The organism is Synechococcus sp. 8F6 (genome assembly GCF_002252665.1).
GTDB lineage: Bacteria > Cyanobacteriota > Cyanobacteriia > PCC-6307 > Cyanobiaceae > Cyanobium_A.
Genome location: NZ_NQKZ01000027.1, coordinates 1 through 11,130, shown reverse-complemented (window position 1 = coordinate 11,130; position 11,130 = coordinate 1). Strand labels below are relative to the sequence as shown.

General features: G+C 64.3%; 14 protein-coding genes and 1 pseudogene. 9 read left to right on the top strand and 6 right to left on the bottom strand.

All coding sequences use genetic code 11. The features are described from left to right. The 3 genes and pseudogenes from CJZ78_RS12755 to CJZ78_RS12745 all read right to left on the bottom strand — a co-directional run. A pseudogene (locus tag CJZ78_RS12755) lies at window positions 1–220 on the bottom strand (photosystem II q(b) protein); the annotation flags it as partial. Between the two features lie 94 nt (window positions 221–314). Next, complete coding sequence (locus CJZ78_RS14265) at window positions 315–704, bottom strand: hypothetical protein (protein ID WP_198953912.1); 390 nt, start codon at window positions 702–704, stop codon at window positions 315–317. 29 nt (window positions 705–733) lie between these two features. Further along, on the bottom strand, window positions 734–1,021 hold the full coding sequence (locus CJZ78_RS12745; protein WP_094561693.1) for a hypothetical protein: 288 nt from the start codon (window positions 1,019–1,021) through the stop codon (window positions 734–736). Between the two features lie 386 nt (window positions 1,022–1,407). On the opposite strand from CJZ78_RS12745, the gene CJZ78_RS12740 reads away from it, so the two are divergent. The 5 genes from CJZ78_RS12740 to CJZ78_RS12720 all read left to right on the top strand — a co-directional run bounded on the left by CJZ78_RS12740 (window position 1,408) and on the right by CJZ78_RS12720 (window position 5,539). Then, window positions 1,408–2,568, top strand: coding sequence for a hypothetical protein (locus tag CJZ78_RS12740; RefSeq protein ID WP_094561692.1), 1,161 nt, complete (start codon window positions 1,408–1,410; stop codon window positions 2,566–2,568). Window positions 2,569–3,208: 640 nt separating this feature from the next. After that, window positions 3,209–3,652: an SLOG family protein gene (locus CJZ78_RS12735; protein ID WP_233128790.1), complete on the top strand. Its 444-nt coding sequence runs from the start codon at window positions 3,209–3,211 to the stop codon at window positions 3,650–3,652. Between the two features lie 71 nt (window positions 3,653–3,723). Further along, entirely contained in the window at window positions 3,724–4,383 is a 660-nt protein-coding gene (locus CJZ78_RS12730; RefSeq protein WP_094561690.1) for a siphovirus Gp157 family protein, read from the top strand. A gap of 109 nt (window positions 4,384–4,492) precedes the next feature. Continuing rightward, entirely contained in the window at window positions 4,493–4,705 is a 213-nt protein-coding gene (locus CJZ78_RS12725; RefSeq protein WP_094561689.1) for a hypothetical protein, read from the top strand. Window positions 4,706–4,759: 54 nt separating this feature from the next. Further along, window positions 4,760–5,539, top strand: a complete 780-nt coding sequence (locus CJZ78_RS12720; RefSeq protein ID WP_094561688.1) for an RAD52 family DNA repair protein — start codon at window positions 4,760–4,762, stop codon at window positions 5,537–5,539. Window positions 5,540–5,688: 149 nt separating this feature from the next. Here the strand turns inward: CJZ78_RS12720 and CJZ78_RS12715 are convergent, their stop codons facing one another. Further along, a complete protein-coding gene (locus tag CJZ78_RS12715; RefSeq protein ID WP_094561687.1) occupies window positions 5,689–7,143 on the bottom strand; it encodes a DUF6880 family protein in 1,455 nt (484 codons plus the stop codon). A 259-nt stretch (window positions 7,144–7,402) separates the two neighbouring features. Between CJZ78_RS12715 and CJZ78_RS12710 the strand changes: the two genes are divergently transcribed. Then, window positions 7,403–7,822: a hypothetical protein gene (locus tag CJZ78_RS12710; RefSeq protein WP_143592927.1), complete on the top strand. Its 420-nt coding sequence runs from the start codon at window positions 7,403–7,405 to the stop codon at window positions 7,820–7,822. Next, a complete protein-coding gene (locus tag CJZ78_RS12705) occupies window positions 7,822–8,838 on the top strand; it encodes a hypothetical protein (protein ID WP_094561685.1) in 1,017 nt (338 codons plus the stop codon). The genes CJZ78_RS12710 and CJZ78_RS12705 overlap by 1 nt, the downstream gene beginning before the upstream one ends. Window positions 8,839–8,917: 79 nt before the next feature. Here the strand turns inward: CJZ78_RS12705 and CJZ78_RS12700 are convergent, their stop codons facing one another. Next, window positions 8,918–9,241, bottom strand: coding sequence for a hypothetical protein (locus tag CJZ78_RS12700; protein WP_094561684.1), 324 nt, complete (start codon window positions 9,239–9,241; stop codon window positions 8,918–8,920). Next, a complete protein-coding gene (locus tag CJZ78_RS14095; RefSeq protein ID WP_158217084.1) occupies window positions 9,234–9,404 on the bottom strand; it encodes a hypothetical protein in 171 nt (56 codons plus the stop codon). Before CJZ78_RS14095 ends, CJZ78_RS12700 begins: the two co-directional genes overlap by 8 nt. Before the next feature lie 101 nt (window positions 9,405–9,505). On the opposite strand from CJZ78_RS14095, the gene CJZ78_RS12695 reads away from it, so the two are divergent. Then, complete coding sequence (locus CJZ78_RS12695) at window positions 9,506–10,144, top strand: hypothetical protein (protein WP_143592926.1); 639 nt, start codon at window positions 9,506–9,508, stop codon at window positions 10,142–10,144. Window positions 10,145–10,182: 38 nt separating this feature from the next. Continuing rightward, window positions 10,183–10,800: a thermonuclease family protein gene (locus tag CJZ78_RS12690; RefSeq protein ID WP_233128789.1), complete on the top strand. Its 618-nt coding sequence runs from the start codon at window positions 10,183–10,185 to the stop codon at window positions 10,798–10,800. Window positions 10,801–11,130: the final 330 nt, after the last annotated feature.

Below are 11,130 nucleotides of genomic sequence, written 5' to 3'. Positions count from 1 at the left end.
CGTACATCAGGGAGCCGGCGACGGGCTCACGGATGCCGTCGATGTCGACAGGGGGAGCGGCGATGAACGCCACGATGAAGCAGATGGTGGCAGCCAGCAGGCAGGGAATCATCAGCACACCGAACCAGCCCACATAGAGGCGGTTATTGGTGGAGGTGACCCACTCGCAGAACTGGTTCCACGCAGAAGCGCCTTGGCGCTGCTGAATTGTGGTTGTCATGAGAACGGTTGGGAGAGTGCTCGGTTGGCCTCTGCCCGGAGGCGTTGGCAGAAGAGCGTTAGATAGGTGCGGTGCGGAAATCCGCTCGCTCATTTCAGCTTAACACCAGTTCACAGTCCTTAGCCGCCGAGGACCTGCTGTGGATCAGCAGCAGACCTGATCGCAGCCATAGGCCTCGCTTATCACCCCGTGATGGTGGGTTGATGCGCTCCTCAAGAGGTGCACTCTGCGTCGATTCCCAACCATTTCCTCCCATGTCCTGACCCTCCAGCAGCGTCAGTCGCTCCAGCGGCACCGACAGCTCGGCCCGAAACACGTGGGCCGTGCGCCGGTGGATGTGGTGCACCATCACCAGCTCAGTCGCCTGGGGCTGCTCCGGCGTCTCGCCCGGATCCAGGTGACCGCCAAAGAAACCCCAGCAGCCGGGAGCGACGATCGAGGGAATCCCATCGCGCAGCTGCGGGCATGGCTCCGGGAGGAGCACGGAGACTGGGAATGAGCATGATCGTGCGCCTATCGGCGGCGGCGCATGAACAGCAAGAACTCCTGCCGCAATCTTTGGTGGAGCGGCGTGATGTCAACCATTTCCTCCCTCGAGGGCGTGTTGAGGGTCACCGCAGTCCGCTCCACCTCTTTGCGGAGCTGGCGCATCACAGGAATCAGCAACAGAGCTGCCAGAAGGCTCGCGATCAGCAGCACCGGAAGGATGCTGGCGGTCATGGCTACAAACACGACAGCCGCGATGCCCTGAGCAACCGCCACTAGCCATTTCGGCCTTGCTTTACCGGGCAGCTGCTTCATGAGCCAACGCTACGCATCCTCACCAGCTCCGGCTGCTCGACAGCTAGGACCGCCACGAGCTGCTGCGGGCGAAGCTCAGGGGGGAGTGGGGTTTTGACCGCGTTTTGACCGCAGAATCAGCGGCTAATCCCTGAGAAGTCAATCGGGGCGACAGGATTCGAACCTGCGACCTAGTGCTCCCAAAGCTCTCTTTTTGGAGTTTGCCAAGTCGCCGTTAGCGACTGAACTTTAGGACAAAAAGCACTGGTATCACTGATACTCACCTTGCCAACGGCTGACAGCTGGCGACAACCTATGCCAATCTCAGGGGGCGATTTGCTCACCTGTTTGCTCACATGGGCAGTTCTAGGGCCTCGAGCACCTGGGCCAGCGTGCTGCGTTCTGGCTTGCGTCTCTCCCTCGCCCAGCGGGGCACGAGCAGCGGCTGGCGTGTGTCCGATCTGCGTGGACGCACGCGCTTAACGGTCGATGTCGCCGGCAGCCGCCATCAAGTTCTGCTGCCCTTCGAATGGACACAGGACCAAGCCGATGTGATCCGAGAGACCGTGTTGGCGATTCACTCCGCCCACCTCGATGGCAAGCCCCTCGACCGGGCTATCTCCGCCGCGCTGGCGTCGGAGGAGCAAGCAAGCCCAGAGGCCGCCGGCCCGATTGATTGGCCTGCCCTGGTGGAGCGGTTCAAGGCCCGCAAGTTAAGCAGCGGTGCCATCAAGCCGCAGACCTGGGACAACGCGTACAAGCGCCGTATGTCAGAGCTGCTGGCCGTCCTTGCCGGGAAGACACCACCAACCAATCCCCGCGAACTGCTTGAGGCCGTCACGGCCCGATGGGCCGATCAGCCCGGCTCCCGTGGCCGCCAGATGCAGGTTCAGCAGACCGCAGCGCTGCTGCGCTGGGGAGTTGATCACGAGGTGCTCGCGCCGGAGTGGGCACCCCCCCTCGACCTCGATCCGTTTGTGGGTCGCAAGAGGGAAGCTAAGGCGATCACCACCCCGCTGGAGGTGATGCACATCCTGGAGCTGGTAGAGGCCATTACCGACCCCCGATGGAGATTCGCTTTTCAGTTGCTGGCGGCCTATGGATTGAGGCCAGAGGAACTCCAGCACCTGGAGGTGCGCGACAGCCGCCTGTGGTGCAACTACTGCAAGAACACGAGCAGGGGTCAGACAAAGCCCAGGCCGCTGCGCTTGCTGCCATGCGACGACTGGGCTGAGGACTGGAAGCTTGTGGAGAGGTTCAAGACCCAGCTGCTACCGCCGATGCGCCCCGGGTATGGCGCTGAGGATCTGGGACTGCACATGCGCAGGCGCAGGCGCTGGCAAGATCTGCGTCGTGAGTACGAGGCGGCAGGAGAGAAGTTGGTCCTGTATTCCGCCCGCCATGGCTATGCGCACCGTGCGCACCTGATCTGCGAACTGCCGCCGAAGGTGGCCGCCGCTGCCATGGGTCACAGTGTCGAGACACACCTGGCGGCTTACAGCAAGTGGTGCGGCGATGACGTGGTGGATGACGCCTTCGAGCGAGCAGCGGCACGGTTAGCCCGGTAGGTGTTCAACACAGCGCAGTGCGGCAGTAACGACGGATCGGACTTGTTTTCTGGGCATTTCATCCACAACCGAAGCATTCCGCTGGTGAAGTTCTGGAATGTCCGCTGGGAGTGAAACACGGCACCGCAGGGCTTTGGTCGGCAACGGCCGTCCTTCAGCGTGCCACGGCTGCGCCATGGCGTGCATCGGCCAGCCGCCGCCGCCCACCGCTCCGGGGCCTGTGAAGGGTGGCAGGCAAGGCCACTCTCCCGCGGCTGCGGTGGCTGGGCGCTCAGGTCCGTTGCGTGGCCAGAGTGCACGGCCAGGCTTGCTCGCGCGGCTGCGCGGCCGATCGTTGTTTGGGGCTCGATTTGTTGCCCTTTCTCTTGCTCATCTGCCGTGAAGCCGGATCGCTCACGCCTGCCTAGATCCATTGCAGCACAGCCGCTTTGCCTGCTCTGTAGTGCACTTATACTGCTAGAATAAGGGCTGCGCCAAAGGCCCCAAGCCCATCGCCTGCGGTAATCCAATCCCCTGATCTCGCCGTCACTTTCGCTCTTCTCCTTGCGGTGTGATGCCCCGATCAGTTGTCACCTCTGGCAGCTGATTCATGGATCTTTGTTTCTCATCTAGCCCAGCAAGTGCACCATCTCGATCGCTGGTGATCGTTGCCGGCGGCGGCCGTGATCTGGTCTGGCCCCATCAGCGGGTTGCCGCTGAGCTGCTGGGCTTCAGCAGTGGCCGGCTGGTGCATTTGCTGCTCCACGGCGGTGCCCGCGGCGCGGATCGCGCCATTGGTCGCGCTGCCCAGCAGCTGGGCTGGTCAGCTCTTGCCCTGCCGGCCGAGTGGCGCCGCCATGGCCGGGCCGCCGGGCCGATCCGCAACCGGGAGTTGCTGGAGCAAGCCCTTGCCCGGGCCGTGGCCCACAGCTCCCCTGGCTGTCAGGTCTCGGTGCTGGTGCTGGCCTTCCCCGGTGGTGCCGGCACCGCCTCGCTGGTGCAGCAAGCCCGCCGCATGGCTGCCAGTTCTCCGGTGCCGATCTCGGTGGTGGAAGTCAGTCCATCGGCCGGGCTCTTGGCCGTTCCCACCGCCCTCCGCTGCTGATCCCTCAGCAGAAGCCTTCCGCGCCTGTTGGCGCCGCATTTTTTCTCACGTCCTTTACTCCTCTCGCCGTCATGGCTGTTCTAACCCCCATCCCTGCTCCAGTTGCTGCCCCTGCCCAAGCGGCAGCACCATCGGCATCAGGCCCTGCCTGCCCTATCCAGCGAGTCGCACCGGAAGGTGCGCCTGGTAGATCCGGTTCGCTCTGGCAGCTGGGCATCGAGGCCCAGGAGCTCACCTCCGCCATCGGCCAGCTGGCCGAGCAGCTGGAAACTGATGATCCCGAGCAGCGCGCTCTAGCTCTCGCTGAGCTGGAGGCCGCCTTGCTCGCAGAAGAAGGCAACAAGCAAGCCCTCTCAGCCAAAGCCGATGCCACCTGCTGGGTGATCGAGCACCTGCGAGGCCAGGCCGCCTACCGCCAGCAGCAGGCCAAGCGCCTCAGCGATCTGGCCCGCTCCGATGCCGGCCGGGCCGATGCCCTGGAGGAGTCGCTTGTGTTCGTCCTCACCCAGCTGCAGCCCAGCGCCACCCGCTTCTCGTTCCCCAATCACGAGCTCAGCAGCCGCAAGTCCTCCGCCGTCGTGATCGACGACGAGGAGGCCCTCGATTCCGAGTGGCTCGCCGTCACCACCACCACCAAGCCAGACAAGGCCGCCATCAAAGAGGCCCTCAAGGCCGGCCGCCAGATCACCGGCGCCCAGCTTCTCTCCCGCCGCAGCTGGCGCATCCACTGACGGGGGGCAGGGGGGCAGAGCCCCCTTGCACACGGGCCTTTTGCGGGAGCGGGCCCACGTCACTCCCCCCAGAGCCCATACAGCCACCGATCACCCCATCACCAGAGCCATGGATCTCTCCAGCTACGCCAGCGCCACCGCCACCAACAGCCCCACCAACACCCGGCCCAGGGGGCACATCTGGTCAACCCGGCTGTGCAGCTGGGTGGTGCCGATCACCCGCAAGGGCAGCCGCCGGCCCTCACCAGATCACATCTATTGCAGCGAACCGCCCTGCTGGTTGCTGATCGAGCCCTTCGATCCAGCCAGCACCGCCAGTTGATCGCCTGCTGTCCATCCATTCCCGTTCTGACCGCACACCTCACCCCTCATCGCCATGACCTGCACCTTTTCCACTGAGCAGATCACTGCCCTCTCCGCCCCGCTGGATCGCGCCAAGGTGCGCCAGCGGGAGCAGGGCCGCAGCCAGGTGAGCTACCTGGAGGGGTGGCAGGTGATCGCAGAAGCCAACCGCATCTTTGGCTTTGACGGCTGGCAGCGGCAAACCGTCGCCCTGCGCTGCGTCAACCAGAGCGAACGCACCATCGGCCGCGACCAGAAACCCGGCTGGGGTGTCACCTACACCGCCCGCGTACGCATCACCGTCGGCGAGGGCTCAGCTGCCCAGTTGATCCGAGAAGGCTGCGGCGCCGGCCACGGCATCGACACCGACCTGGGCCAGGCCCATGAATCCGCCCTCAAAGAGGCCGAAACCGACGCCATGAAGCGGGCCTTGATGACCTTTGGGAACCCCTTCGGGCTCGCCTTGTATGACAAGCAGCAGCGGGAGGTGACCAGCTCAGCAGGGCAGAGCAGCGCTCCTCCGCCTGCCAGCGCCAGCAACGGCACGCGATCGATCCATCGCCGCCCCACGCCTGCTGCCCCAAGCGCCAGCAACGATCCTGGTCTGGAACCACTCGATCCGGCCACGATCCGCCAGCTGCACGCGACCATCCGCGCCCTGCCCGCCCCGGTGCTGGAGGGGTTCGGCAAGGCCTTCCGCAAGCGCTTCCAGGTGCCGGAGGAGGCCACTTCCATTGCCGATCGGATCCTGCAGAAGCGTCATCACGACTGGATCGAGACCTACCTGGTGCAGCACCAGCAGGTGGCGGCATGACCACAAGCACTACAAGGAAGCGGAAAGGCATGCAACCTGCACGTCCTGGAGTTTGAGTTCGACCTGCTCTTGCTGTCCGGCAAGGCCCTGGTGGAGGCGATCCGATCCCTTCGGAAGCGGCCTTCCGGCGCCACAGGAGAAGAGCTGAATCAGCTCAGGCCCAGCTCCTGCATCCGCTGCCAGAAGGCACTCTTACGGCCATGCCCCGTGCGGATGGCGGCCATATAGGCCTGGTGGCTGGGGATATCGCCCCAGGCCTCGATGCGCTTGCTGAGCAGCCCACAGCTCTGCAGGTGGCGGGCCGCATGGCCGTAGCGGCTGCTGCGGGCCTCGGCGAGGCTGAAATCGACTATCGAGCGCAGGGCCAACGTGGCCGCCAGGGGGTGGTCTTTACTCAGCTTTTCGGCAGCGGCACCCAGCACCTCGTACTGGGCGCCTTCCAGTTCGCTGCGCCGGTTCAGCACCAGCTCGGCCGTCTGCGCCAAGGCCGAGGGCCAGCTGAGCAGGAAACAGAGGCTCTGGGTCAGGCTCGGATACGCCAGGGCAATCGCAATGGCCCGCTGCTCCGCTTCCACGTCCTCAAAAGCCGGCAGCTGCTCGAGGTAGGCGCGCAGCAGGCTGCCGTCAAGGCAGCGCGCAAAGCAGTTCCAGCGGGCTGTCTGGGCCTCCTCGCTGCGCCCCAGCGCCTGCAGTGCGGCGATGTGGGCGTGCTCCCACTCCATCTCCGGCCAGCGAGAGCGATCGGGGGTGGCCCTGGTGAGGAAGCCCAGGGCGTCCTCGGCGCGGCCGGCAGCCAGCAGGCGCCCTGCAATCTCGGCGGCGATGCGGGGGAAGCGCTGCTGCTCAGCGGTGTACTGGGCAATGAAGCCATCCACATCGCCGCTGGCTTCCGCCACGGCCTGCAGGCCCAGCTTCACGGTCCATTGGCGTGAGCTCTCGGCCCGCACATGGGCATAGGTGGGGCCGCCGGACCCGTAGCCCACCTGCTCCCACTCCTCTCTGGGGGGCACCGGCACCGGCTGCTCGCCCAGCTGCTGGAAGTGTTGCTTGAGCGCCGCCAGTCCCGCCGGGCCCAGGGGCTCGGCCAGCTGCTGGATCACGTCGTCGAACACCCCATAGCCGTTGTGGCAGAAGGCTTCGAACACCTGCTCCGCCAGGGCCAAGGGCTCAGGTTTGGCGGCCGCGGCGATCGGGCCCAGCTGGCGGATGGCCTCGCGGAAGATGTCGCCGATCAGGCCGCTGCTGTCATGGCAGCGGCCGAGCACGTTGTCCCCCAGCTCCAGGAACTGCCAGAGCAACTCCAGGGCGGCAGCGGGATCGCCCTGGGCGATCGGACCGGTGATGGCGTCGAGCTGGGCCGTGAGGTCTTTGCGAATCGGCTGGCGCTGGTCGCGCTCGTAGAAACGTCTAGAGCGGGCGATCGTGACCAGCCGCTGCCGCACCTGGGCGGCGGCATCCTGGGGGCTGGAAGATGAGGCCACGGCCAGCTTGAGTTGGCGCTTGATCGCCGGGTCGCTGGCGGCCAGCTCCAGCAGCAGCTCGGTAAGGCGCTCCGGCCCAAGGGCCAGCAGGGCTTTGGCATCAAGGGCAGAGGAGCGTGGCATCGGGGTGTGCCTCTGGGATGGCAGGGCCTGCTGCGCAGACTCTGCCCAGGATCGCCGTAGGGGAAGCCAAGGTCCAGCCGTGCTGCAGGCCGGGGGCACCTGCAAAGGCACATCAGCCGGTACCCAAAGGCTGGTGGTCTGGGTATAAAGCGGCCAGCATCGCGGCGCCATGCCCAGACAACCCGTCAGGTCTGTCAGCCATGGGAATACTGAGGACACCTGACGAATGGCGCCCCCACGCTTTGATCCCCATGGCTATTTGGAGGCCGGCATCCATCTCTGCACAATGGAAGAGCTGGAGGAGTTGTTCGGTTGGAACAACTGCCGCAGAAGGCTACTGGCTCAGCTCAGGGAGTTTGTGGAAACTGAACTGATGCAAGCCGCCGGTCAGCAGGCACCGCTGGTGCTCGATGGCACCTTCGTGACACGACATGAAAGTCCGGTTGAGATCGTAGTCGTATTGCTTCTCGATGAGATCGCAGAAGAGCACTTTTGGAATGGCGCTGACCTCTATTCCTCTCATCAGACAGTGCGCTCTCGGTATCAGATCCGGCTGTATGTCCATTCCGCGACCTACGGCATGGATGCATTGAGCAGGATCCAGGGGATCGACACTGTGGAGTTACTGGAGAAAGGCCTCCACCACAAACACTCAAAAGGCGTTGTGAGGTTGAACTGATGGGCACCTGGCTCGACGCGATGGAAGCCAGGGCGCGCCTGATCCATCAGGAGATCCTGGGGGCCCAGGCGCTCGCCCGTCGGGCAGGAGCCGATCCACAGGCGTTCACCGAACCCCTTTATCAAGAGCTGGCCCGCTACTACCGCAACAACTTTTCCTATGCCCTGCTGGCCGACCATGCCGACCTGATCGCCCGTTACCGCGGCCCGGGGGTCGCCAACCGTGAACCACCTGTGTCGCTGGTGACGACGCTGTTTGGCAATCTGCGCAAAGAGATCCAGCTGGTCGCCAAGGCGATCGCCGGGATGGAGGAGAAGAAGGTGCGCTGGCCCGCCGATCTGGACCCCCAGCTGGCTGGGGTGACCTACGGCAGCCTGGTGGTGGGCATGCGGGTGCCACGGCCTGGAGATGTGGGTGCCGACGGCCAGGCGGTGCTGCCCGGGGTGAGCGATGACCTCTACCGGGCGGTGCAGACGGCGGTGCAGAGCCTGCCGGCGATTCCACGCCTGATTCAGGACGGCCAGATCAGCGATGAGATCTACGAGCAGTTCCCCGATCCCGCCGTGCGCGACACGGTGATGGTGGCGGCCAGGCGCCTGGCACCCTCCGCCCAGAACAAAGCGATCAGCGAACTGTTCCTCAGCGGGCCACAGCCCGATACAAATCAGAGGCCGGCTCAGGCCCTCACCAAGCAGAGCCGCCAGATCCTTGGCCGCAGCCTCAACACCCCCAGCAGCCGGCGCCTCAAGAGCAATGGTGAGTTCGAGGGTGTGGTGCGGGAGGTGGACCTGGATGCTCGGCGCTTTGAGATCCGGGGGCGAGGTGCCAGCAGCGGCATGCGCTGCATTTATGAGCCCCTCTACGACGGCGACATCATCGGCCTGCTCAATGCCGCCGTACGTGTGAAGGGCAGCTACGAAGCAGCGGCTGATGAACAGCCCAGGCTGGTGCGGGTGGAGCAGATCACGGTGACTAGACGGCCCGGTCAACAGCTGGAGCTCGAGGTCGAGTCCTAGTCCCGCTAAAAGAGTTTCGAGCCTAAGCGAGTGTTATTTCTAAAGGGACTCCCGATGCAATTGGCCAGCAGCATGGGGATCAGCGGCTCTTGACGCAGTAGTTGCCTGATGAATACCAGCCCAACGGGCAGGACTTGCCGGTCTTCTGGATCGCTTCGCGGTCGTTGCTGGGGCTGCTGAGGCAGTAGTTGCCCGAGGCATAGAAGCCCAGGGGGCAGGAGCTGCCGGTCTTCTCGATGGCACCGCGGGTGTTGCTGCTCTTGCTGGGCACGCAGTAGCTGCCGGAGCTGTAGTAGCCGAGGGGACAACCTCCCACTTTCGGGAGGGGCTGCACCGGCTGCTGGGCCAGCACTGCGCCGGCACTCACCAGCACCCCGGCGGCGATCAACAGGGTCTTACGCATCGCTGGTGGGCATTGCCAATTCATCGAGCAGGCGGCTCACCAGGTCACGACGGCTGCGCAGCCCCCACTCCTTGCGCAACTCATCCAGCCAAACCAGGGTGGATTGGCGCAGCTCAAGGGTCACCCGCACATAGGGATCATCGCTGGATTCGTCGGGGGACATTTGCCGGTGGCTGGGAGTTCCAACGATCGGTCTGATGCTGCTCTTGTGCAAGAGCAATGGGGGCAGACTTGAGCAACCAACAGCCGAGGGGCCACCAGGCGATGCCCATCAACACCCGGATGGAGAGCTGCCTGGCTGAGGAGCGCGGGGCAATGGTCTTCTGGTCACCGGACGTGCAGCAGCGCAAGCCGGGCAGCAAAGTTCAGATCATTGATGTTTTCTCCCTGCAGGTCGTCACCGGCTACACCCGTGACCCCCAAGGTCGGTTGTTGCTGGAGTCCCAGCCATCCGTGGCTGCTGGCCGCAACTGGAGTCTGGCCAAGGCAGCTCAGTTGATGCGTAATGACGCCAGGCCCCACCGCTGGGTAGCTCTGCAGCTCAACAAGCAGGCCTGGGGGCTGTTCTGGGCTGGTGGTGGGCTCCAGCGCTGCCGTGAGTTGCTATCCCAGAAGGTCCCTCCATCGGACATTTCCAGCGCACTGGTTGCGGCCACCCCAGAAGCCCTGTTGCGACTGGTTCTAGATCTTGGCGCTGATCAGTCCAGCCCTATTCGTAGCCCTGCTGCAAAACCTGCCAAAGATCAGCACAAGGGGGCGTGGCGGATCATCGCTTGGACATCACTGGCCTGGCTGACTGCCCTTGGTATGACCATTGCAGGCTTCCTCACCGCGTTAGAGCGTCAGGACCGCAAGTTGGAGCTGCTGCTCGAGCGCACAGCCCCAGGTTCCGTCATGCGTTGAGCCATTCAGCATTCCGGCTCTGCTCTGCTGTTGCGGTGTTGGGCTTGGGTTGGCTGGGCGTGCAAGCAAGCCTGGCTCAGCCGCAAGGTGTTACGGCCACGGTGCTCTCCATTGGTGATGGCGACACCATCCGCGTACGCCAGTCTGGCCGGGCGATGACCGTACGGCTGGCCTGCATCGATGCCCCCGAAACCGCCCAGAGCCCCTACGGACAGGAAGCCCGTCGCTACCTGCAGCAGCGCCTGCCGATCGGCCGCGAAGTTGTCCTTGCCGTCAAGACCACCGATCGCTACGGGCGCACGGTGGCGGAGGTGTTCAGCGGCGTGAACATCAACCTGGCCATGTTGGAAGACGGGCAGGCCTTTGCCTACCGCCAGTATCTGGGGGGCTGCGCTGCCCGCGAATACCTGGAGGCAGAAGAGCGCGCCAACCGTGCCGGTCTGGGTATCTGGCAGGTGCCCGATGGCATCACTCGCCCCTGGGACTTCCGCCGCGGCCGCCGTTCAGCGGCCATCCCCGATGGCACCACCCCGGGCGGGCGCCGCTACCGCTGCAAGGAGATCGGCTCCTATGCCAGAGCACAGGAGCTGCTGCGTCAGGGGCACACCTATCTAGACAGCAATGGTGATGGAGAGGCCTGCGAGTCGCTCCGTTGATCGGTGTTGTTGATCAACGCAACATGGAGCAGCGATGCGTTCATAAATTGTTGAAAGCATGCGGCCTTGGCATTGGATAAGGCAAATGAGGAGCTTTGTGGGCATTGAAGGCCTAAATAAAGTGCATCTCATCGCTGCACATGCACCTCTCTACCCAGCGTCTTGCGGCATTAGGTGCTGCAGCCTCCATCGGTCTCACCTGCACTCCAGGCATGGCAGCTGTCTATCAAGCCCTCTGCTCAGGCGGTTCAGAATGCACCGTCACCCTGGCCAATGGCCAGATCGGCATGCCGGGCCTGGTCATCCAGAAAGATCAGGTGCTCTCCTGGT